Below are 19,592 nucleotides of genomic sequence, written 5' to 3' on the forward strand. Positions count from 1 at the left end.
CCTTGAGGAACGTGCCGGACGCTTCCTAGCTGACAGCGGAAGTTCATTCACGCGAACGGAGGAAGTGTCATGAAGACCCGAATCACCTTGGTCGTCATAGGAGCGGCGGTGGCCATCGCCGCGCTCGCTGGGACTGCTCACGCGGCGGCTCCGAGAGTTGTGAAGATGACTGGTGCTCAGTACGCCCAGGTGCCGCACGAGCCGATCAAGGTTGCGAGTGCGATCTCGGCCGCAGAGGCGGAAGCGGCATGTCTGAACATGGGTGGGACCTGGACGGTGAAGATGGAGAACGGAACGAAGGTCGCCACCTGCACCTACAAGACCTGCAAGGTCCACCCGACCCGTCCGCTCCTCCGGATCATGAGCTGGACCATCGTCGCCGCCACGTGCCTCGACGAGTCCTTTACGTGGAAGAACGGGCGCATCGAATAGACCTGAAACGCCAAGCAAACAGTGGGGGGCTACGCCGGTCCCCCACTTGGCGTCCGTCAACCGAGCGGCCGAAACGCAAGGCACAGCGTTTCGAATCCGCTCGTCGCCTTCGCCCCGCCCTAGCCCTGCGGGCCGTCGGGTGGGGATGACTCGCACGTTGCCACGCCTGAAAGTGTGCCGGGTCGGCGGCCAGGTGTAGCCACGGAGGGCCGCTTCTGTAGCCACGGCCGACGCCCAGGGAGCCGGATCGCTAGCATTCATGCGTCGCGGGGCGTGGCGCAGCCTGGTTAGCGCGCTAGTCTGGGGGACTAGAGGTCCCGAGTTCGAATCTCGGCGCCCCGATCATCTGGACAAGCCCGAAACCCTCGCATTAGCGGGAGTTTCGGCGTCAGAGTCCCCGTCTGGATCTACCGCGCGAACACGCTCAAGACCGCAGGAATCCGGTGCACACTGGCGCACATTTGGCGCACATGACCGAGGCCTCGTAGGTTCCGGCAGCAGTGTTGAAGCACGTGGGCGTCGCGCGACGTCCCAATCCTTGTCGCCGCCTATCGCAGGGTCGAGGACGGCGCGCCTCAGTTGGGCAGCTCGAAAGATGCGAACCGAGATCAGCATGTCGGTGAAGGACTTCAATAGCAGGGCTCCAGGAACCGCTGATGCGGACCCGCCCTACATCGAGCTCGTCATCGTTGGAGGCTGGTCGAACGAGCGTGTCGGCGGCGGCTTTGTCGAAGGCGTTTCCGAGCGCGCGCGCCGCGAGCTGTAGGGGTCGACTCCGCTCTACGGCCGACGTGCTTGGGACGCATGGCGCGAGACATCGCCGTGAGCGTGATGGTGGGTTCGTGAGGAGGTGGGTGCACACAACCTCTCGGCTCGGTCGCGACAGTTGACACAACGCGTCCATGGGCTGAGAATCGCCTCGGCCAATTCCCGGAGAAGGGGGTCGACGTGTCCTGGAATCTCAAGGGCAGCTACTTCGAGACGTGCTCCTGCGAGCTCATGTGCCCATGCAACTTCTCGTTCGACCACGGCGCGACCTACGACTACTGCCGAGTCACGCTCGTCTTCAACGTCGCAGAGGGCGACGTCGAAGGGACAGACGTCAGCGGACGTACAGTCGCCGTCATCGCAGACACGCCCAAGGTCATGACGGAAGGCAACTGGCGTCTCGGCATGTTTGTCGACGAGGACGCGACCGACGACCAGGTAGAGAAGCTGACCGCCGTCTTCGGCGGGCAGAAGGGCGGGCCGATGGCAGGGTTGGCCCCGCTGATCGGCGAGGTGCTCGGCGTCGAGCGAGCTCCGATCGAGGTTGTCGAGGAAGGCCTTCGCCACAGTGTCCGGATCGGGAGTGCGATCGACTTCGAGGTCGAGGACATCGTGCCGTTCGGCATCGAGACCGGGGAGCCCGCTCGCCTAACGGGCGTGTTCCACCCTGTCGCCTCGGAGTTGACCGCTGCCGAAGCGACGCGGTCACAGATAAGCGCCTTCGGGATCGAGTACGAGGGGAAGACGGGGCTGTCGGCACCCTTCTCGTGGGCCGCTTGAGCCCTTGACCGCGTCGACCCACGAACACGCTCCCGGTACTGCGGGCCTCGCGCCGGCTTTCGCCGCTGCCCGGGTGCGGCTCGGGCTGATCGCCCTTCTCTTCGGTCTCGCCGCAGTCGGCTGGTTGTGGACGGCGGACGAAATGCAAGACATGGACGGCGGGCCGTGGACGAATCTCGGATCGCTCGGGTGGTTTGCGGGGGTCTGGGTCGTGATGATGGCGGCAATGATGTTTCCGTCGGTCGCTCCGACGGTTGCGCTTTACTCGCGCATGACCAAGAGCCGGTCTCCGCTCGCACCGCTCGTGTTCACCACCGGCTACCTCCTCGCATGGACAAGCGTCGGATTCCTCGCCTTCGCTGCGGCGACCGTTGGCGGATGGATCTCGGGTGATCTGCTCGCATGGGATCGCGCCGGTCGCTGGATAGCAGGAGGAACCTTGATCGTCGCTGCGATCTACGAGCTGACACCGGTAAAGGACGCTTGCCTCGGAAAGTGCCGAAGTCCGCTCGGGTTCTTGCTCGGCTCCTGGCGTAGCGGACACTCGGGCGCCGTCCAAATGGGCGCGAGGCACGGGGCGTGGTGTATCGGCTGTTGCTGGGCGCTGATGGCATCGCTGTTCGCGCTCGGGGTCATGAGCATCGTTTGGATGGCGGTGGTCGCTGGGCTCATCGCATTCGAGAAGCTGATTCCGTCGCGTCGTGCCGCGACTTATGGGACCGCGACGATTCTGCTTGTGCTCGGAGTACTGTTACTCGCCGCTCCTGACACGATCCCCGCGCTCACCATTCCGGGGGGCGACTCGATGGCTCCGATGGACGAGATGAGCCCTTAGCCTGCCAGATCGGCTAGCGCGTCACTGCAGTGACTGCGCCCGCCCAGGCCAAGATGTGGGACGAGGGCGTAGGGGTGCTCTGCAACGTGGAGGCTGAGGTAGCTCCGGTCGGGTGGAAACGCGAACAGCTTGGGAGCCCCGGCCCCGGCATCAGCCCCCAGCGCCGTGATCACCGCGAGGGGGGCGCCAGATCACCGAGGCCGGCGGGCAGCGGGCAGCGGCGCCTGACACAACAGGGCGACCAGAGCCGAAGCCAAGTCGCCAGGACATCGCGGCGGAGCTGGGCTGCCGCGAATACGCGAGGTCCGTGCCTGACCTCCCCGAGGGTCGACGGCCCCCCTTCGCCCATTGAGGTTGTGCCCTTCACTTCAACGGTGCATCGCTCGGTTCCGCGTGTGAGTTCTAGGTCGAACGGCGCTCCGCGCTTCTTCACCGTCCACCCAGCAGCCTTGTAGTAAGCGGACGCGACGGCGACGGCATGTCCTCGATCAGGTCGCGTTCCTCCTGTTCTGGCGGAAGCCTGCGCCGCGTGCGGGTCGCGCCTTGCCGGCGGCGTCTTCCAGTTCCTCCAGCTCGGGGACCTCGTAAGGCAGTGGCGCTCTTGTGTGGGCTCTGTAGAGCTCCCCGAGCGCCTGACTGAAGCTCACCGCATCGTCGAGCAGCATCAGGCACTCGGTGGATGGCGTAGCGCACCGAGGCAACGTTGCCAAGTTCGTGGCCCCGTCCGAGCGAATCACCTCCGATGTCCGCAAGGACGAGACGCGACGGATCCTCGATCAAGTCGCTCAGAGCGGGCGAGGTCGCTTGTGATGCCACCGCATCAGTCGATGACATCGAGGCGAGCGCGACACGCGCAACGACTCTGCGTTACGACGCCACGGCCGGCCAGTTCGTCTACAACTGGCAGACGCCCAAGCAACCGGGCAGGTGCTACTCCGTCACGATGACAACGCAAGACGGCTCATCGTTGGTCGCGTTCTTCAGACTCAAGTAAGCGACGAACCGAAGCCGGCGAGGGCCTTTAGCGCCCTCGCCGGCTTTGCCTGCCGAGGCGCTTAGGAGTCAGCGCTGAGGTGTGAGCCTGATGGGGTGGCACAAGCTCAGCCCCTAACTGTCCGGCGGGCGGTCCCGGGTTTCGCTTGTCCGGCCGATAGTCCGAGTACGCCGTTGATGTTCGCGTCCAGATCCGCGCGACGTCACCAGCAGTACCCGCACGACGGCCCTCTCACCCGGGGGCCATCGTCGCGATTGGGGCCGTCCCAGGGGGAGGCTGTTTCGTAAAGATCCCTGCGAAACAGGCGGTTCCGCTCTTCTGTTTCCCTCGCGTCAACACTCGGCATACCTGGGGGACTAGAGGTCCCGAGTTCGAACCTCGGCGCCCCGATGAGAGAAACCCCCTGCTAAGAACGGGTTTCTGTTGTCGACGTGTGACGCATCGCGTACGGCCGCGATGGGGGAGGCCCAGCGCGGAGCGCCGGCGCTGGTCGGCTCCTAGTCATAGGTAGAGCAACGGCCTGGACCAACGATTGGTGTGGCGCGTGCGGCCTGCGTCGGATACTCGATCCCGCGTTACCTGGGGGAAGGGAACGCCATTGATGGGCCGCACGGCCCGCCGGACAGCTCGGGGGAGCTGGTTTCCGGCGGGCCGGTGCGGTGACGGTTCGCCGTCGACAGTTCCGGGGGAAGGGAACGTCGGTAACGGCGCCGCAACCTTCAGTCTTGCACTCCGGCGCCGCCGGTGGTCGGCCATCGTCGCGGGCCGGCCATGCTTCCTCGTCCGATGCTGCTGCGCCCCGGCGCTCTGCCCGACGGCGATCAGTGGGCCTCCGAGCTCGAGTGGGACGGGTTCCGAGGATCGTCTCGACCGAGAACGGGTTCGGAGCCGGCGCGGCTGGCACATGACGAACCACGTCTCGAGCTCGCGTTCTCCAACACGGTCTAGTGTCGACGGCGAGCTCGTCGCCTTCGACGATAAGGGCGCACCGCATTGGCCGCTGCTCTGCGAGCGCGTCCTCCACGGCACCCGCTCGATCCGGGTGACGTCCGTGGCGTTCGACGTGCTGCGCGTACGCCGTGCGCTGCTCGAGGAGCTCGGCGTGGAACGACGAGCGTGCGCCTGAGTGACGTATTCGAGAACGGAACGGCGCTGTTCGACGCCGTTGTCGATCAGGTCTCGAAGAGGTCGTGCCCAAGCGCCGCAACCGTGTTGCCGCCCTGGCTATCGCGGCTGGACGCAGATCAAGAATACTTCGTATCGGCGACGCGAGTCAGAGCTCGCGGCGATGCCAAGGCGCGTCGGCTAAACGACCCGCTCGACGGCCCAGGCAACCAGCACCCACCAGGCGAGGCAGCCGGCAACGCACCACATCCACGCGGCACCAACGGCCATCTCGTTGCCGTCCACTTCGTGTCTCACGTGGGGACTCCGTTCTCGAAACATCGAGACTCCGCTTCTGCGGCCAAACAGAGTTTCCCCCTCGCTGGTATCGGGGTACCCGAGGGACGCGCCGGCGAAACCCCCTAGGGAGAGAAATGGTGAGGCGGCGGTCAGGTCGACCGAACGGGCCAAGAAGTCGTTCGTCTGAACGTGTCCGGCCCGTCGTGAAGTGTCGCGCGGGCAGGGCTCTGGCGGCAGGACTGAGACGCGATGACCTACGCCCCGGTCAACCGGTCGTAGTAAGCACTCGCGATCTCCAGAGCCTGCTCCTCGGATACTGACCCGGGCCGTCCGAAGAGGTCGACGGTGTACGCGATTCCGCCGTTGATGAATCCCACCCAGTAGCCCTCGAAGGGTTGTTGGTCTGAGTTGCCGACCCTCTCGATGTCCTCGGCCGTCGCACTCGAATGGACGCCGCGTCCGCCCGGAAGGTCATCCACGTCAAAGGTGCTTGTGCGCACAGCGCAGCTCCCGGGACATGGCTTCCTCACGTCTGCCTCTAGCCACTCGAGTGCGCTGGTCGCCTCGTCTTCGGACGCGAGCTCGACGAACGAGCTGACGACATGGGTGGATTGGCCGGGTGTATGGGTCTCTCCGTAGAAGCGTGTGTCCACGCCCGCGCTCTTGAAGCCGGCCTCCGGGAACGCCTCGGCTATCTCTTCGTTGTCGGGGTCGACTGCCCGCTCGTTGAGTGTCGCGATGAACTCGTCGAATTCCACGGTCGTCTGCCGCGTCTCGACGGGGTCAGGCTTCGACCCGGGCGCATCCTCTCCCGTCACGAATCGCTGCGCTAGCGGGACGGGCGCGGTCGCCTCATCTTCATCACCGGTGCACGCGACCAGCCCGAGTGCGGTCAACGCTACGAAGAGTGAGATGGCGAAGCGCACCGCGTGCGCGATCCTACGAGGTGCACGAGCGGTCCACAAGCTACGGAGCGAGTTCATCTAGGAGTACGCGGGTCGTCGAGTGGCTGCCATTCACCGTTGCCGAGGTAGATGACATGCTCGTGGCCGAACATGATGGGCCTGGACACCGCGTCACTCGCACAGGACCGCCACGTCGAACACGCCGAGCAGCGGTGCGGAATGCGCCCCGGTGTGCTGGAGAGAACTCCGGGGCGCTAGCTCTATGTCGGCAGCCGGCGTGCCCGGGTTGAGCGCCGAGGCTCGCGTCCGCCTGGAGGACTGTCCGGCGGGCTCCTGAATCCCGACGGGATGGTCGAGGATCGGCCGCAGACGGTCCGTGGCGCCGGGGCGTTCGATCGCTTTGCCGAACGGGCATCGGACCTCACGAGCGACGCGGGGTTCTTCCTCGCCTGCGTCGCGCTCGTGCTGATCTGGGTGCCGAGCTACTTCGTCTTCGGGAGCCTCGACACGTGGCAACTCGTGATCAACACCGCGACGACGATCGTCACCTTCCTGCTCGTCGCCCTGCTTCAAAACTCCCAGCGACGGAACGAGGTCGCCATGCACGAGAAGCTGGACGCGCTGGCCGACGGGCTGGCCGATCTGATGGAAGGCATCGCCCCCGAGAACGCTCGGCTCCAGGCCGACATGCGCGAGCTCCGGGAGGCCGTCGGGATCGAGAGGCTGGACTGACGCCCCGCTGGAGTTCACCGGCGCGAGCCGACGGTTTGGAGCCCACCGGACGGCGATGATGCCTCCGGCGGCTCCGAGCACCTGCCACCGCCCCGGAGGGGCCACCGTTGTGGGGACGGACCAGCTACCGCGCGGCTTTCCGCAGCTCGGGGTGCTTGGGGTCGTGAGCCGCCAAGTCTGTCCCATGGGCCCGTGCCGCCGGCCCGGCGAACCTCGCTCCCGGCGGTCAGGGGCCCTCGTGCACGAGGTCACTCGCCACCTCGGTGCCGTTCGGCGAGTACGTGGACTCGACGATCGTCCACGTCCCACGCCTCTGCTTCACCCGACCGACTTCGGGGACCTCGTGCCCATCGATCACGATGAACCAGGTGGCCTGACGTCGGACGCTCCGGTAGACCTCGCCGTTCAGCTGGAGGGTGCTGGTGCACTCTCCGCGGCCGCACTCGCACAGGATGCTCACTTCGTCCGCGTCGCAGTTCTGCGGCAGTGCCTCGGCACCCTCGTTGACCCGACGCACGTACGACTGCCGGTGAGCGACCTCCGAAGGGCGTGTGCCTTCCGAGCGATTGTGGTTCTCGACGGCCATTGACGATCGCCTCCCTACGACCGAGTTATGCGCTATGCTTGTGACGAAACCGAATACGCGACAAAGATAATACGAAAAAAAGTTCGTATGTCAAGCACGAACAACGACAGCAACGGCCAGAAGGCCTGGCGATTCGTCACCAACCACACCCAGGTCTTGCTCGCGATCGCCCGTGATCCGGACATCCGGACGCGCGAGATCGCAGAAGTGGTAGGGATCACCGAGCGGGCGGCCCAGCGCATCGTCGCGGATCTGGTCGAGTCGGGCCACGTGGAGAGCACTCGGGTGGGGCGTCGAAGCCACTACACGATCCACCGGGACATCCGGATGCGTCACCCGGCCCAGTTCGACAAGGAGATCGGTGGCCTGATCGACCTCCTGACGCCCGACGACGAGTAGCTGCCGGTCGGGAAACGTCTGGCCGTTACGAACTGGCCCACCGAATAGGTAGGCCCGGCTTCTCACGAGCCGGGCCGCACAGTAGGATCCGCGCGTTCGATGCGGCGCGCGGCCTTCATTGCGGCGATTGGAGCGGCGCTCGTGGCAGTGGGCGGCGGTACCGGCGCGCCCCTGCCGATCGACCGGCCCGCGCCTGAAGCAGCGATCTTCTACTACGCGTGGTACGGGACGCCAGACGTGGACGGCGAGTGGATGCACTGGGGCCAGGGACAGCACGCCCCGCCGCAGGAGATCGGCTCGAACTACTACCCGACTCGAGGGCCGTACTCCTCGGGCGTCTCGTCCGTGGTCCGCGCCCAGATGCGCGAGATCGCGGCGACGGGGATCGGGACGGTGATCGTCTCCTGGTGGGGGCCCGGCTCGGTCGAGGACTCCCGTCTTCTGCCGGTGGCGGCGGCCGCGCGGGCGGCGGGCCTCGACGTTGCGCTGCACGTGGAGCCGTGGGCGGGCCGAACCCCGGCCGGCGTCGCGAGGGCGCTACCGGCCATCTTCGACCTCGGCATCCGCGACGTGTACGTGTACGACTCGGGCCACGATCTCGACGAGGACTGGCGGGCTGCCCTTGCGGACCTCGTGAGCCTGGCGGGGCTCCGCGTGTTTGCGCACACGTCCTTGCCCGGCAAGGCGCTCAGAGGGGGCTTCCAGGGCCTCTACACGTACGACGTGCTCGTGTACGACGGCAGGTCGTTCGGGCGGATGTGTGCCAGCGCCCGGCAGCTCGGGCTTGCGTGCGCCCCCTCGGTCGGCCCGGGCTTCGACGCCTACCGGGCTACGGGCGAGGCGCGCATCCGCAACCGAAGCGACGGACGGTGGTACGACCACATGTGGCAGGCAGCCGTCAGGGCGAACCCCGACGTCGTGACGATCACGAGCTACAACGAGTGGCACGAGGGCACGCAGATCGAGCCTGCGCGGAAGGCGAAGGGGCCCTACCAGACGTACGACGGGGCGTGGGGCCTGCGGGGCCCGCGCGCCCAGCGGGCCTACCTCGACCGCACGACGTACTGGGTGGACCGGCTCCGCGGAGTCACGCCCACCGCGGAGCCCGTCTCCCGGACGCGCGTCGGGGCCGCAAAGTCTCAGTAGAGGGCTGTCGCGAGCTTTCGGCGGAAGCCGGAGACGACCGGATCGTCCTGGCCGACCTGCTCGAACAGCGCGACCGCCACCTCGCGGAGCCGCTCACGCTCGGGGTCGCCCGCGGCCGGCACCGCGTCGACGATCCACGTGAGGGCCCGTTCGACGTCGCCCGCGTCGAGCGCCTCGACGACCTCGGGCAGCTCACCACTCGCACGGAGCTCCTCCACCAGCGTGTCGGCGCGCGGGGGAGCGAGCACGTCGTCGAGGAAGGCGGCAACCGATGTGCGGGACTGCGCTCCGACGAAATCCTTGACCATCTTCCCGCCGCGGAACGCCTTGACGGCGGGGATCCCGCTGACGCCGAACTGCGCGGCGAGGCCCTGGTTCGCGTCGACATCGACCTTGACGAGCTCGACCGCGCCGTCCCGCGCCGCGACCTCGCCCTCGAGGATCGGCGCCAGGGCGTGGCACGGCCCGCACCACTCGGCCCAGAAGTCGACGACCACCGGCACCTCGTGCGAGCGCTGCAGCACCGCGTCGTCGAAGGTTTGCTCGGTGACGTCCATCGAGGCGCAGCCTAGCGGGGCGTCGCTCCCTGGCCGAGGCGTGCCCGATCGGGACACGGCTCCGTGCCCGGCACGCAGCCACGGCACGAGGACGTGGCCCCCACGAGACAGGCCCGGCCGGGGCTCCGTCGGCTCAGCCGGGCGGGATCACGACGTCTGCGGAGCACCCGGCGAGGAGCGCCGCGTGGAGGTGCTCCGGGGCAACGCCCTGCAGCGAGCGGTGCCCCGTGTCGACGCTGATCTCGTCCCACACCTCCAGGCCGAGCGCCTGTGCGCCGTTCGCGCCTCCGATCTGGAGAAGCTCGTCGGTGGGGAAGACGCCGCGCTTTCCCCCCTGGCGCCGTGCGATGCCCTCCAGCTCCCTGAGCTCCTCGAACGGATCGATGCGGATGTTCGAGTCCGATCCGATGCACAGCGGAATGCCCCGATGTCGCACGCGGAGAGCGGGGAGGAAGCCGTCCCCGAGGTCGGCCTCTGTCGTCGGGCAGGCGCAGATCGTCGAGCCGCTGTCCCGGAGCAGGTCGAGCTCGACGCCGTTGGCGTGCGTCGCGTGGACGACCGTGGTGCGGCTCCCCAGGCAGCCGCAGTCTGCGAGCAGCTCGATGGGGCGCAGGCCGTGCTCGGCGAGGCACTCCTCGACCTCCCGCGGCTGCTCGTCCGCGTGCACGTGGAGCACGAGGCCCTCCGCCGAGGCGTAGCGCCCCAGCTCCTCGAGCCACTCGCGCGGGCATGCGCGGACGGAGTGGGGCGCGATGCCGACGGCGATCTCACGCTCCCGGAGCCGCTCGACCTCGGCGACGTAGGCGCTCACCGAGTCCTGACGCATCCCCTCCGGGCCTCCGCGGGCGTACGCGACGTGGAGGCAGACGAACGCGATCTCGGCTTCGGCCGCCGCATCCGCGGCGGCGAGGGCCGTGTCGAGCCCGAGGTAGTGGAACTCGCCGACCGCGGTATAGCCCGCCGCGCGCATCTCCGCGTACGTGCGCGCGTAGAGCTCGCGCACGGTGTCCGGTGAATGGCGCTTCGCCTCGGCGAGCATCCCCTCGCGCCAGGCCCAGAAGTCGCGGCCGGCGGCCCGGCCCCGCAGCGCCCGCTGGAACGCGTGGCTGTGGGCGTTGACGAAGCCGGGGAGCGTGACCGCTCGCGTCACGGGCGACGACACTAACCTAGTGTCGGATGTCGAGCTCGACGGTCTCCGCGCCGCTCCGCCAGCTGCCCAACGCGCTGACGGTGCTGCGGTTCGCGGCGATCCCTCTCTTCGTCGTGCTGCTGGTGCGCGACCAGGACGGCCCGAGCTGGCCCGCGGGCGTGGTCTTCGCCCTCGCGGCGACGACCGACCAGGTGGACGGCTGGCTCGCCCGTCGCTGGCAGGTCGAGTCGGCGTTCGGGAAGGTGGCGGACCCGCTCGCCGATCGCCTGATGATCGACGTCTGCGTGGTGCTGCTCGTTGTCTACGACCGACTGCCGTGGGTCGCGCTCGTGATCCTGCTCCGTGACCTGCTCCTCGTCGGCGGCTACAAGCTGGTCGCCCCTCGGGGCTATCAGCTCGAGGTGTCCCGGCTGGGCAAGATCGCCACCTGGGGCCTGTATGCCTCGCTCGCGTTCGTGCTCGTGACCGAGCGCGACACGTGGTGGCCGCTGGCCCTCTTCTGGGCGAGCCTGGTCCTCGCCGTGATCGCCGCCGGGCAGTATGTGGCGAAGGCGATGCGTGAGGTGCGCGAATGAAGGCCGTGGTGATGGCGGGCGGCGAAGGGACGAGGCTCCGCCCGCTGACGTCGAATCAGCCGAAGCCGATGGTCCCGATCGTCGGGAAGCCGTGCATGGAGCACATCATCGACCTGCTGCGACGGCACGACATGACGGAGGTGGTCGTGACGGTCGCGTTCATGCCGCAGGCGATCCGCTCGTACTTCGGCGACGGGGAGTCGCTCGGCATCGACATCGACTACTCCGTCGAGGAGCAGCCGCTCGGCACCGCGGGGTCGGTCAGGCTCGCGCGCGAGCGGCTGGACGAGACGTTCATCGTGATCTCCGGCGACGCGCTCTGCGACGTCGACCTGACGGAGCTCGTCGAGGCGCACAAGGCGAAGGGGGCCGCGGTCACGATCGGGCTCAAGTCGGTGGACAACCCACTCGAGTTCGGGATCGTCGTCACCGACGAGGACGGCCGCGTCGAGCGGTTCCTGGAGAAGCCGTCCTGGGGACAGGTCTTCTCCGACACGATCAACACGGGGATCTACGTGCTCGAGCCGGAGGTGCTGCGCCACATCCCGGCGGACGGGCCCTACGATTTCTCCAAGGAGCTGTTCCCCTTGCTGCTCGAGATGGGTCGTCCCATCTACGGGCACGTCCTCGGCGGCTACTGGCAGGACATCGGCAACCTCGACCAGTTCCGCCAGGCGAACTTCGACGCGCTCGACGGTCGCGTGCAGCTCGAGGTGCCGGGACTCCGCCTCCGCGGCAACGTGTGGGTCAGCGAGGAGGTCGACATCGGGGAGGTCGAGGGCGTCGAAGGCCCGGCGTTCATCGGCGTCAACTGCCGCATCGCCGACGGCGCCTCGATCGGCCCCTACTCGGTGCTGTCGCGGGGGGTGATCGTCCGCGAGGGGGCGCGCGTCGAGCGGAGCGTGATCGACGCGGGCACGTACCTCGGCCGCAGCGCGGTCGTCGAGGGCGCCATCCTCGGCCGGGGGTGCGACCTCCGCGACCACGTTCGGGTGCACGAGGGGGTCGCGATCGGCGACCAGGTGACGATCGGGCCGGAAGCGAGCCTTTTCCCGGGCGTCCGTGTCTACCCGTTCAAGGAGATCGAGACCGGCGCCCAGATCCACGAGAGCGTCGTCTGGGAGACACGGGCCACGACCACGCCCTTCGGCCGCGACGGCGCCACGGGCCTCGTGAACGTCGACCTCACCCCCGAGACCGCCGTCCGGCTCGCCGCCGCGCTCGGCACGGCGCTCCGGCGAGGCGACCGCGTCGTCGCGAGCCGCGCCTCGGCGGACGCGTGCCGCATGATCCAGCGGGCGCTCATCGCCGGCCTCACCTCGACCGGTGTCCACGTGGCCGACCTGCGCATCTCGCCGGCCGCCGTGACCCGTCACGTCCTCAAGACACAGGCCCTCCAGGCGGGCATCCACGTGGGCCGCTCGAGCATCGACCCCGAGGTGATCCACGTCCGCGTCTTCGAGTGGCCCGGCAACCAGATGACGTCCGAGCTCCAGAAGGAGGTCGAGAAGCACTTCAGCCGCCAGGAGCTCCGCCGTGCGACGTTCGCGGAGGTGGGGGAGACGACGTACCCCGCGCGCGTCCGCGAGAGCTACGCGCAGGACATCCTCGACGCCCTCGACGTCGAGTCGATCCGACGGCGTCGGTTCCGGGTCGCGGTCGACTACGGGTACTCGCCGGCCGCCTTCACGCTCCCGCTCGTGCTCGGGCCCCTCGGCGTCGAGGCGATCGGCGCGCGAGGCTTCTACGTCGAGGAAGTGGGGGAGGAGCTCGAGCCGATCGATGCCCGCAAGATCGTCACCGGCGTCCGGGCGCACCTCGGCGTCGTCCTCGATCGGGCAGCCGAGCGGCTCCTGCTCGTCGACGAGCGCGGCGACACCGTCCCGGCGGACCTCGGCCTCCTGCTCGTCGTACGGCTGCTCGCGCTGGCAGGCCGCTCCGGCCTGATCGCCGTGCCCGTCACGGCGAGCGATCTCGTCGACGAGCTCGTGCAGGGCTCGGATTTGAGGGTGGTGAGAACGGCACATTCGGTGAGCGAGCTGACCCGCGCCGCGACCGAGGAGGGCGTCGTGCTGGCGGCTGCGCCGACCGGTGGCTTCGTGTTCCCCGACGTGGTGCCCGGGTACGACGCCGTCACCGCCGTCTGCAAGCTGCTCGAGCTGCTGGCGACCCAGGAGCGCTCGATCTCGGAGCTCGTCGCCGAGCTGCCCCGGCCGACGCTGATGCACCGCGCGCTTCCGTGCCCGTGGGGCCGCAAGGGCCTCGTGATGCGCCTCCTGAACGAGCACCTCGGCTCGCGCCGGGTCGACCTCCAGGACGGGGTCAAGGCATACGACGAGCGCGGCTGGGTGCAGGTGCTGCCCGACCCCGACGAGCCCCTCGTCCACCTCTTCGCCGAGGGCGCGACCGAGGAGCTCACGATCGAGCTGGCGACCGAGGTCGCCTCGCTGATCGAGTCGATCGTGCAGGGAGACGCCGCCGAGCAGCGAACCCTGGAGCAAGCCTCAAGTTGAGGTTGACCCCTCGGCCGTCCGGCTGCTTGAATCGATGGTTCCCGACGAAAGGTGCTCGAGATCACCGTGGATGCGCTTCCCGACTTCGCCAGCCTGAGCGACGACGACCTGGAGCGACTGCTCCGTGGCACGGAGGACGAAGAGGACGCCGTCTCGCGCCGTCGCCGAGAGCTCCACGAGCGCATCGACGCGCTCCGCGGGGAGCGGGTGGCGCGCCTGCGCGGCCAGGTCGAGGCCGGCACGCTCGACCTCCCGGCGCCGGCTGCGCTCGAACGCCCGCTCTTCGAGGGGACGGGCGATCCTCCCGCCGACGACCCGGGCGAGGTCCTCCCCGACGTGCCTTCGCTCTCCGACGACGACCTCCGCACGATGATCCTCCGCCTCGAGCGCGAGGAAGACGACATCTCGCTCCATCGGCGCGTCCTGCACGGGCGCATCGACATCCTGCGTGCCGAGCGCGAACGACGGCGCCGCGGGCTCCACCTCGACCCCGACGAGCTGGGCCCGATCCTCGGCGGATCTCGATGAGCCACGTGTACTGCCCGGAGTGCGGCTTCCAGAACCCGGAGGCATCGAACTACTGCGCCCGGTGCGGCGCGTACCTGCGTCGCGACGAGCAGGGGGAGACGACCCTCAGCCTGGGGCCGGGAGACGTCGAGGAGGGCGTCCAGGCAATCGAGGCGCGCGGCCCGGCGCTGGTCGTCCGCTCCGGAGGCGGCAGGGCGGGGGAGACCTTCGAGACAGCCGGCCTGAGGACGCTCATCGGCCGCTCGCCCGACTGCCACGTGTTCCTCGACGACGTGACCGTCTCCCGGCGGCACGCCGAGATCCTCCGCGAGGGCGACTCCACGTACGTGATTCGAGACCTCGGGAGCCTGAACGGGACGTTCGTCAACCGCCACCGGATCGAGAGCACGGTGCTGTCTGCCGATGACGAAGTACAGATCGGCAAGTACCGGATGACCTTCCTGCTGCCATGAGCACCGCCACCGAGCCCACCACGACGCAGGCGCGGCTGCACACGATCGGGGCGGTGTGCGAGCGGCTGCGCGGCGAGTTCCCCGACATCTCGATCTCGAAGATCCGCTACCTCGAGGATCAGGGGCTCCTGCGGCCGCGGCGAACGCGCGGCGGCTACCGGCTCTTCTCCGAGGGGGACGTCGAGCGCCTGGAGACGATCCTGCGGCTCCAGCGCGACGAGTTCCTACCGCTCCGCGTGATCAAGGACGCGCTCGACGCGCCCGGAGCGGGCAGCCCCAAGCGACGTCCTCCGGCGCTCCGCGACGCGAGCGGCGAGCTCGACCTGGCCGTGTTCTGCGAGCGCGCGGGGATCGGGGCGGACTTCGCACGCAGGCTCGAGGAGTACGACCTGGTCACGCCGCGGATCGAATCCGGTGAGCGGATCTACCGCGAGAGCGACGTCGAGATCGCGGCCGCCTGTGGCCGCCTCGCACACCACGGTCTGGACGCCCGGCACCTGCGCGCCTTCCGGACGGCGGCAGGTCGCCAGTCGGCGCTGCTCGAGCAACTCGTCGCCAGCGGGCTCCGCTCGCGCGACCTGGCGCGACGGCGCGCCGCGCTCGAGGATCTCGAGGCGCTCGCGGGTGTCGCCACGGAGCTCGCCCAACACCTTCTCGTCCGCGACCTCCGGGAGGCCTCCGAGCGATGACGACCGACGAGCTGAAGGCAATGGTGCGCGACGTTCCGGACTTCCCCGTGGAGGGAATCATCTTCAAGGACCTGATGCCGTTGATCGGCCACGCCGAGGCCTTCCGGTCGACCATCGAGCACCTCGCCGAGTGGGCGCGTCCCCGCGATCCCGACATCATCCTCGGTGCCGAGGCGCGTGGCTTCATCTTCGGCGGCGCGCTGGCGTACGAGCTCGGCTGCGGGTTCGTCCCGGCGCGGAAGCCCGGCAAGCTCCCCTGGGAGAAGGTGCGGGCGACGTACGAGCTCGAGTACGGCACCGACTCGCTCGAGATCCACGCCGACGCGATCGGCCCCGGCGCCCGCGTGATCGTCCTCGACGACGTGCTCGCGACCGGGGGGACCGCCCACGCGAAGGTGGAGCTCGTCGAACGGCTGGGGGGCGAGGTGGTCGGCGCGCTCTTCGTCATCGAGCTGACGTTCCTCGACGGCCGGGAGAGGCTCGAGGGCACCGACGTGCACGCGCTGATCTCCTACTGATCCACCGCAGGCCTCGACGCCGTCCGGCGGGGCGGCTACACCTTGTCCATGGGTGGAGTCGACGCACTCACCGGCACCTATCGCCTCCCGTGCCCGAGTGCGGCCGAGAGCCGCCGCGTGCGCCTGTCCTCCTTTCGCGAGATCGACCGACTCCCGGGGCCGGCACACCCGGCCGTCTACCGCGTCGTGTTCCTCTGCGACTGCGGTGACGACCACGTCGCGCTCGTGGGCCACGACGACCTGGACTGGGCGCCGCTCGGCCTGGACGACGGCACGACGTACGTCAACCTGATGACGTCACGCCGGGACGACCTCGCCGCGGAGCTGTCGGGTATCGCCTCCGCGCACATCGGGCGGGGGGAATGGCCGTGGTGCTTCTTCTGCTACGTGGAGAACGCGCCGCGTCCCGTCACGCCGTCGTCGTTCCGGCGGCTAGCGCCCTGCCCCGACACCGTCGCCGTTGCGATTCGCTGCCCCGTCTGCGGGTCGACGTCCATCAACCTGGTCACGCCGTCGCACGTCGACGTGCCGTTCCACACCGACGCGCGGATCGGCGTCGTCCCCCACGTGTTCGCGGAGGACGCCCTCCGGACGGTCGACGCGTTCCGTGCGGAGCTCGACTCGGCCACCTTCGACGAGAGGCGCCTTCTCCTCGATGGGTGACTGTCCTTTCACTCCCGGGAGGGATCGCCCCCCGACGGGCCTCCAGCCGATTGCGAATGAAATGGAATCAGCCGTCGAACCACCTCCAGCGGACACACGTGCCCGCGATCTCCACGTCCTCCGTGACTGCCTCGCGCTGGGGCGCCCGGGGCGTCGCCGCCCGCCCGCCAAGGTGCGTCTCGAGGAGGCGCTCGGGCCGGACCTCGCGCGGAAGCTGCTCAGAAGCCTGAGCACGGAACGCCGCTAACGGCGCGGGGATCGGACGCGTGGCCTAGCGCCGATCGCGCGGGTCGGCGTCGCCGCGCGTGCGCACGAACAGGAAGACCACGAAGCCCGCGACGAGCGACAGGACGAGCGCCGTCGACTTCGAGATCGCGATCGCGAGCATCCCGAAGTAGAGGAAGAGGAAGAACACGACCGCCCAGAGGAAGCTCTGGACGCCTCGATCGATGCTCGGCATGCGCAGGTGCATCGACGCGATCCTAGACGAGCGCCCCGGCGGCTGAGTCGGCTCCCGATTCAGGCGTCAGAGGAGGGTTTCTATCGTCGCTGCGCGCGGACCAGAAAAAATTCACCGAGCCGGTGGCGCTTTCGTCCACCTGCCACATCGACCTTCCGCTTGCGCGTAGTGCCTGCGTGACGGGCTTCGACCTAGTCGCGCTCCGTGCTCGGTGCACGGCAAACCTACGGCCCCGACAGGGCGAGGTCAAGCAACCCTGGCGGGAGAATTCCGCAAATTGCACCGTTTCCTTTCAGTCCTTTCCTCTCTCGTGCGTGGGCTCGGAAACGGCCGTGCCACGACTACGATGCCGCGGTGCGCGGCGGACGGACGTACGTACTCGCCGCCGTGCTCCTGGGCGCGGCGATCGTGCTCACGGTGGCCGGAGTGGGGGACACGGCGGGCGGGCTCCCCAACTGGCAGGCGCTCGTGCTGGGCGTCGTCCAGGGCGCGACCGAGCTCCTCCCGATCTCGTCCTCCGGCCATCTCGTGCTCGTCCCATGGCTGGGCGACTGGACGTTTCTCGAGCAGAACGACGCCTTCAACCACACTTTCGACGTCGCGCTCCACCTCGGCACGATGCTCGCGGTGGGGGGCTACTTCCTCCCCGATCTGACCGCGATGGTGCGGGGGTGGTTCCGCACTCTTCGCACGCGCCGGATCGAGACGCGAGACGAGCGTCTCGCGTGGATCGTGCTCGTGGCGACGATCCCTGCGGGAATCGTGGGGCTCGCGTTCGAGGACGTGATCACCGGGCACCTCGGGGAGCCCTGGCAGATCGCGCTCCTCCTGGCCGTGTTCGCGGTCGTGCTGTGGCTCGTCGACCGCAGGCCCGCGACGAGGCAGGCGCACGAGCTCTCGCTGAGGGAGGGCCTCGCCGTAGGTGCCGCGCAGGCGCTTGCCCTGGCGCCGGGGGTCTCCCGCTCGGGCATCACGATCTCGGCGGGGCGGCTGTTCTGCCTCGACCGCGACGAGGCCGCTCGACTGTCGTTCCTGCTGCTCGTCCCCACGGTCCTCGGTGCCGTGGTACTGAAGGGCGTCCAGGACGTCGTGCTCGGCGACCTGCCGGCGGGATGGAAGGGGCCGTTCGTGGTCGGTGTGCTGGCCGCCTGGGGGACGGGCCTCCTCGCGATCCAGTGGCTCCTCGGCTACGTGCGGCGCCATACATACGGGCTCTTCGTGGTGTACCGCCTGATCGCGGCCGCGATCATCGTGCTGCTCATCGTGACGGGCGCTCGCGCGGCGACGTTCTAGCTCGTTTACGGTCTCGCCATGAGGGTCGCGATCGGCGACGTCGAGCTGCACGTCCACGAGAAGGGCGTCGGCAGGCCGCTGCTCGCGCTGCACGGCGGACCGGGGATCGACGGCTCCGTGTGGTTTCCAGCGCTCGACGCGCTCGCCGGTGACGGCTGGAGGATCCTCGCGCCCGACCATCGTGCCAACGGCCGCTCCGACGCGGGCGATCCGGCCCGCTGGACAGTCCCGCAGATGGCGGACGACGTCGAGGAGCTGATCCGGCGCCTCGATCTGGCCGACCCCGTGGTGATGGGCTGGAGCTTCGGCAGCTTCGTGGCGCAGAGCCACTTGGCGCGCCACGGGAGCGCGTCGGCGTACGTGCTCGTCGGCACCGTCTCGGGCCCGGAGGCGCTCCACGGGGTGCACGAGCGGCTGGCGGCGTTCGAGCCGGAGCACCTCCGCGACCGGGTGACGTCGTCGTGGGAGCGGGAGTCCACGGTCCAGACCGCCGAGGACTGCAAGCGCCTGATGGACGACCAGTGGGCCTTCCACGTCGCTGATCCCGAGGGGCCGCTCGTCACGTGGCTTAGGGAGAACGACCGGGTCGTGTACCGACCCGAGGTGCTGCGTCACTTCGCGGCAGGGGGTGAGTACGGCCTGGTCGACCTGCGGGCGGAGCTGTCGAGGTCGACGCGGCCGGTGCTCGTGATCAGCGGGGCGCACGACCGCACGACGCCGGCGGCGTCGGCGCAGGAGCTCGTCGACGCGATACCCGGAGCCGAGCATCTCGTGCTCCCGGGCTCGGCGCACATGCTGCCCTACGAGGAGCCGGACGCCTTCATCGCCGGGCTGCAGGCGTTTCTCACGCGTATCTGACGGCAGGGAAGGGGTCGTTCCAGCGCATCCCTGTCGCTACTTGACATAACGCGCATTATCGTGCGTGGAGCAGCGAGCCCGCATGCGCTTGCAGAGGGCTGTCCCCGGTCAGCGCCGCTCGGCGCTGCAGAGGCCACAGAGAGGCTGCAGCTGTCCCAGCTCGTCGGGAAAGAAGCGCCAGCCCTGCTGCTCGGCCGTGCCCTCGCTCTCGACGCTCGCACCGCAGTCGACGCACCGAACGAACCAGTCGAGCATCCGGAGTGCCGATGCACAGCTCATGCAGTACGTCCCCGGGACGGCGGCGGACAGCGGGCTGACCGTCCAGCCGTGCTCGGTCATCCCGGAGGCTTCGGCC

Annotated in this window: 25 protein-coding genes and 1 tRNA gene; 19 read left to right on the forward strand and 7 right to left on the reverse strand. The window is 68.8% G+C overall.

Features of this window, described 5'->3' with window-relative positions:
- Positions 1 to 69 precede the first annotated feature (69 nt).
- From VFO26_RS10260 to VFO26_RS10280, 5 genes are all read left to right on the forward strand, one after another.
- Complete coding sequence (locus VFO26_RS10260; RefSeq protein WP_325114878.1) at positions 70 to 432, forward strand: hypothetical protein; 363 nt, start codon at positions 70 to 72, stop codon at positions 430 to 432.
- A gap of 267 nt (positions 433 to 699) precedes the next feature.
- A tRNA-Pro gene (locus VFO26_RS10265) sits at positions 700 to 774 on the forward strand.
- A gap of 253 nt (positions 775 to 1,027) precedes the next feature.
- Positions 1,028 to 1,198 carry a hypothetical protein gene (locus VFO26_RS10270; RefSeq protein WP_325114879.1) on the forward strand — a complete coding sequence of 57 codons (171 nt, stop codon included), beginning with the start codon at positions 1,028 to 1,030 and terminating at the stop codon, positions 1,196 to 1,198.
- A 182-nt stretch (positions 1,199 to 1,380) separates the two neighbouring features.
- The gene (locus VFO26_RS10275) at positions 1,381 to 1,980 is read left to right on the forward strand and encodes a DUF1326 domain-containing protein (RefSeq protein WP_325114880.1); all 600 of its coding nucleotides are present in this window, start codon (positions 1,381 to 1,383) and stop codon (positions 1,978 to 1,980) included.
- A 4-nt stretch (positions 1,981 to 1,984) separates the two neighbouring features.
- A complete protein-coding gene (locus tag VFO26_RS10280; RefSeq protein ID WP_325114881.1) occupies positions 1,985 to 2,815 on the forward strand; it encodes a DUF2182 domain-containing protein in 831 nt (276 codons plus the stop codon).
- A 488-nt stretch (positions 2,816 to 3,303) separates the two neighbouring features.
- Here VFO26_RS10280 and VFO26_RS10285 read toward each other — a convergent pair whose 3' ends face one another.
- Positions 3,304 to 3,480 carry a hypothetical protein gene (locus VFO26_RS10285; protein WP_325114882.1) on the reverse strand — a complete coding sequence of 59 codons (177 nt, stop codon included), beginning with the start codon at positions 3,478 to 3,480 and terminating at the stop codon, positions 3,304 to 3,306.
- A 77-nt stretch (positions 3,481 to 3,557) separates the two neighbouring features.
- Between VFO26_RS10285 and VFO26_RS17990 the strand changes: the two genes are divergently transcribed.
- Both VFO26_RS17990 and VFO26_RS10290 read left to right on the forward strand, forming a co-directional pair.
- The gene (locus VFO26_RS17990; protein ID WP_414653080.1) at positions 3,558 to 3,809 is read left to right on the forward strand and encodes a PxKF domain-containing protein; all 252 of its coding nucleotides are present in this window, start codon (positions 3,558 to 3,560) and stop codon (positions 3,807 to 3,809) included.
- Positions 3,810 to 4,713: 904 nt separating this feature from the next.
- A complete protein-coding gene (locus VFO26_RS10290; protein WP_325114883.1) occupies positions 4,714 to 4,935 on the forward strand; it encodes a hypothetical protein in 222 nt (73 codons plus the stop codon).
- A 532-nt stretch (positions 4,936 to 5,467) separates the two neighbouring features.
- Here the strand turns inward: VFO26_RS10290 and VFO26_RS10295 are convergent.
- Positions 5,468 to 6,139, reverse strand: coding sequence for a hypothetical protein (locus VFO26_RS10295; RefSeq protein WP_325114884.1), 672 nt, complete (start codon positions 6,137 to 6,139; stop codon positions 5,468 to 5,470).
- 327 nt (positions 6,140 to 6,466) lie between these two features.
- On the opposite strand from VFO26_RS10295, the gene VFO26_RS10300 reads away from it, so the two are divergent.
- Positions 6,467 to 6,850: a low affinity iron permease family protein gene (locus tag VFO26_RS10300; protein WP_325114885.1), complete on the forward strand. Its 384-nt coding sequence runs from the start codon at positions 6,467 to 6,469 to the stop codon at positions 6,848 to 6,850.
- A gap of 226 nt (positions 6,851 to 7,076) precedes the next feature.
- On the opposite strand, the gene VFO26_RS10305 is transcribed toward VFO26_RS10300, so the two are convergent.
- Complete coding sequence (locus tag VFO26_RS10305) at positions 7,077 to 7,436, reverse strand: hypothetical protein (protein ID WP_325114886.1); 360 nt, start codon at positions 7,434 to 7,436, stop codon at positions 7,077 to 7,079.
- Between the two features lie 87 nt (positions 7,437 to 7,523).
- On the opposite strand from VFO26_RS10305, the gene VFO26_RS10310 reads away from it, so the two are divergent.
- Both VFO26_RS10310 and VFO26_RS10315 read left to right on the forward strand, forming a co-directional pair.
- A complete protein-coding gene (locus tag VFO26_RS10310) occupies positions 7,524 to 7,835 on the forward strand; it encodes a helix-turn-helix domain-containing protein (RefSeq protein ID WP_325114887.1) in 312 nt (103 codons plus the stop codon).
- Positions 7,836 to 7,934: 99 nt separating this feature from the next.
- Positions 7,935 to 8,981 (forward strand): hypothetical protein, encoded by a 1,047-nt coding sequence (locus VFO26_RS10315; RefSeq protein ID WP_325114888.1) that lies wholly within the window; start codon positions 7,935 to 7,937, stop codon positions 8,979 to 8,981.
- Here the strand turns inward: VFO26_RS10315 and VFO26_RS10320 are convergent.
- Complete coding sequence (locus VFO26_RS10320; protein WP_325114889.1) at positions 8,975 to 9,538, reverse strand: tetratricopeptide repeat protein; 564 nt, start codon at positions 9,536 to 9,538, stop codon at positions 8,975 to 8,977. The genes VFO26_RS10315 and VFO26_RS10320 overlap by 7 nt on opposite strands.
- A 133-nt stretch (positions 9,539 to 9,671) precedes the next feature.
- The gene (locus tag VFO26_RS10325) at positions 9,672 to 10,688 is read right to left on the reverse strand and encodes an amidohydrolase family protein (protein WP_325114890.1); all 1,017 of its coding nucleotides are present in this window, start codon (positions 10,686 to 10,688) and stop codon (positions 9,672 to 9,674) included.
- 26 nt (positions 10,689 to 10,714) lie between these two features.
- On the opposite strand from VFO26_RS10325, the gene VFO26_RS10330 reads away from it, so the two are divergent.
- The 7 genes from VFO26_RS10330 to VFO26_RS10360 are packed head-to-tail and all read left to right on the forward strand — an operon-like array spanning position 10,715 to position 16,626.
- Positions 10,715 to 11,263 carry a CDP-alcohol phosphatidyltransferase family protein gene (locus VFO26_RS10330; RefSeq protein ID WP_325114891.1) on the forward strand — a complete coding sequence of 183 codons (549 nt, stop codon included), beginning with the start codon at positions 10,715 to 10,717 and terminating at the stop codon, positions 11,261 to 11,263.
- Positions 11,260 to 13,776, forward strand: a complete 2,517-nt coding sequence (locus VFO26_RS10335; RefSeq protein ID WP_325114892.1) for a sugar phosphate nucleotidyltransferase — start codon at positions 11,260 to 11,262, stop codon at positions 13,774 to 13,776. The genes VFO26_RS10330 and VFO26_RS10335 overlap by 4 nt, the downstream gene beginning before the upstream one ends.
- Positions 13,777 to 13,827: 51 nt before the next feature.
- The gene (locus VFO26_RS10340) at positions 13,828 to 14,304 is read left to right on the forward strand and encodes a hypothetical protein (protein WP_325114893.1); all 477 of its coding nucleotides are present in this window, start codon (positions 13,828 to 13,830) and stop codon (positions 14,302 to 14,304) included.
- Complete coding sequence (locus VFO26_RS10345; protein WP_325114894.1) at positions 14,301 to 14,756, forward strand: FHA domain-containing protein; 456 nt, start codon at positions 14,301 to 14,303, stop codon at positions 14,754 to 14,756. The genes VFO26_RS10340 and VFO26_RS10345 overlap by 4 nt, the downstream gene beginning before the upstream one ends.
- Positions 14,753 to 15,445 (forward strand): MerR family transcriptional regulator, encoded by a 693-nt coding sequence (locus VFO26_RS10350; RefSeq protein ID WP_325114895.1) that lies wholly within the window; start codon positions 14,753 to 14,755, stop codon positions 15,443 to 15,445. The genes VFO26_RS10345 and VFO26_RS10350 overlap by 4 nt, the downstream gene beginning before the upstream one ends.
- Entirely contained in the window at positions 15,442 to 15,963 is a 522-nt protein-coding gene (locus VFO26_RS10355) for an adenine phosphoribosyltransferase (RefSeq protein WP_325114896.1), read from the forward strand. Before VFO26_RS10350 ends, VFO26_RS10355 begins: the two co-directional genes overlap by 4 nt.
- A gap of 48 nt (positions 15,964 to 16,011) precedes the next feature.
- The gene (locus tag VFO26_RS10360) at positions 16,012 to 16,626 is read left to right on the forward strand and encodes a hypothetical protein (protein ID WP_325114897.1); all 615 of its coding nucleotides are present in this window, start codon (positions 16,012 to 16,014) and stop codon (positions 16,624 to 16,626) included.
- 271 nt (positions 16,627 to 16,897) lie between these two features.
- Here the strand turns inward: VFO26_RS10360 and VFO26_RS10365 are convergent, their stop codons facing one another.
- Positions 16,898 to 17,098 carry a hypothetical protein gene (locus VFO26_RS10365; protein ID WP_325114898.1) on the reverse strand — a complete coding sequence of 67 codons (201 nt, stop codon included), beginning with the start codon at positions 17,096 to 17,098 and terminating at the stop codon, positions 16,898 to 16,900.
- A gap of 342 nt (positions 17,099 to 17,440) precedes the next feature.
- Here VFO26_RS10365 and VFO26_RS10370 point away from each other — a divergent pair, with 342 nt between their 5' ends.
- Together VFO26_RS10370 and VFO26_RS10375 are read left to right on the forward strand one after the other, a co-directional pair.
- Positions 17,441 to 18,379, forward strand: coding sequence for an undecaprenyl-diphosphate phosphatase (locus VFO26_RS10370; protein WP_325114899.1), 939 nt, complete (start codon positions 17,441 to 17,443; stop codon positions 18,377 to 18,379).
- Positions 18,380 to 18,397: 18 nt separating this feature from the next.
- Complete coding sequence (locus VFO26_RS10375; RefSeq protein ID WP_325114900.1) at positions 18,398 to 19,237, forward strand: alpha/beta hydrolase; 840 nt, start codon at positions 18,398 to 18,400, stop codon at positions 19,235 to 19,237.
- A 108-nt stretch (positions 19,238 to 19,345) separates the two neighbouring features.
- Here VFO26_RS10375 and VFO26_RS10380 read toward each other — a convergent pair whose 3' ends face one another.
- Positions 19,346 to 19,576, reverse strand: a complete 231-nt coding sequence (locus VFO26_RS10380) for a hypothetical protein (RefSeq protein ID WP_325114901.1) — start codon at positions 19,574 to 19,576, stop codon at positions 19,346 to 19,348.
- Between the last annotated feature and the right edge of the window lie 16 nt (positions 19,577 to 19,592).

The organism is Gaiella sp. (assembly GCF_035710885.1).
Taxonomy (GTDB): domain Bacteria; phylum Actinomycetota; class Thermoleophilia; order Gaiellales; family Gaiellaceae; genus Gaiella.

What these genes read in the sequence shown, in the direction of transcription:
- VFO26_RS10365 (WP_325114898.1), bottom strand. Translation starts at nt 17,098, where the DNA reads ATGCACCTGCGCATGCCGAGCATCGATCGAGGCGTCCAGAGCTTCCTC.
- VFO26_RS10290 (WP_325114883.1), top strand. Translation starts at nt 4,714, where the DNA reads ATGACGAACCACGTCTCGAGCTCGCGTTCTCCAACACGGTCTAGTGTC.
- VFO26_RS10330 (WP_325114891.1), top strand. Translation starts at nt 10,715, where the DNA reads ATGTCGAGCTCGACGGTCTCCGCGCCGCTCCGCCAGCTGCCCAACGCG.
- VFO26_RS10320 (WP_325114889.1), bottom strand. Translation starts at nt 9,538, where the DNA reads ATGGACGTCACCGAGCAAACCTTCGACGACGCGGTGCTGCAGCGCTCG.
- VFO26_RS10260 (WP_325114878.1), top strand. Translation starts at nt 70, where the DNA reads ATGAAGACCCGAATCACCTTGGTCGTCATAGGAGCGGCGGTGGCCATC.
- VFO26_RS10335 (WP_325114892.1), top strand. Translation starts at nt 11,260, where the DNA reads ATGAAGGCCGTGGTGATGGCGGGCGGCGAAGGGACGAGGCTCCGCCCG.
- VFO26_RS10375 (WP_325114900.1), top strand. Translation starts at nt 18,398, where the DNA reads ATGAGGGTCGCGATCGGCGACGTCGAGCTGCACGTCCACGAGAAGGGC.
- VFO26_RS10285 (WP_325114882.1), bottom strand. Translation starts at nt 3,480, where the DNA reads ATGCTGCTCGACGATGCGGTGAGCTTCAGTCAGGCGCTCGGGGAGCTC.
- VFO26_RS10355 (WP_325114896.1), top strand. Translation starts at nt 15,442, where the DNA reads ATGACGACCGACGAGCTGAAGGCAATGGTGCGCGACGTTCCGGACTTC.
- VFO26_RS10350 (WP_325114895.1), top strand. Translation starts at nt 14,753, where the DNA reads ATGAGCACCGCCACCGAGCCCACCACGACGCAGGCGCGGCTGCACACG.
- VFO26_RS10300 (WP_325114885.1), top strand. Translation starts at nt 6,467, where the DNA reads ATGGTCGAGGATCGGCCGCAGACGGTCCGTGGCGCCGGGGCGTTCGAT.
- VFO26_RS10305 (WP_325114886.1), bottom strand. Translation starts at nt 7,436, where the DNA reads ATGGCCGTCGAGAACCACAATCGCTCGGAAGGCACACGCCCTTCGGAG.
- VFO26_RS10360 (WP_325114897.1), top strand. Translation starts at nt 16,012, where the DNA reads ATGGGTGGAGTCGACGCACTCACCGGCACCTATCGCCTCCCGTGCCCG.
- VFO26_RS17990 (WP_414653080.1), top strand. Translation starts at nt 3,558, where the DNA reads ATGTCCGCAAGGACGAGACGCGACGGATCCTCGATCAAGTCGCTCAGA.
- VFO26_RS10380 (WP_325114901.1), bottom strand. Translation starts at nt 19,576, where the DNA reads ATGACCGAGCACGGCTGGACGGTCAGCCCGCTGTCCGCCGCCGTCCCG.
- VFO26_RS10310 (WP_325114887.1), top strand. Translation starts at nt 7,524, where the DNA reads ATGTCAAGCACGAACAACGACAGCAACGGCCAGAAGGCCTGGCGATTC.
- VFO26_RS10345 (WP_325114894.1), top strand. Translation starts at nt 14,301, where the DNA reads ATGAGCCACGTGTACTGCCCGGAGTGCGGCTTCCAGAACCCGGAGGCA.
- VFO26_RS10270 (WP_325114879.1), top strand. Translation starts at nt 1,028, where the DNA reads ATGCGAACCGAGATCAGCATGTCGGTGAAGGACTTCAATAGCAGGGCT.
- VFO26_RS10315 (WP_325114888.1), top strand. Translation starts at nt 7,935, where the DNA reads ATGCGGCGCGCGGCCTTCATTGCGGCGATTGGAGCGGCGCTCGTGGCA.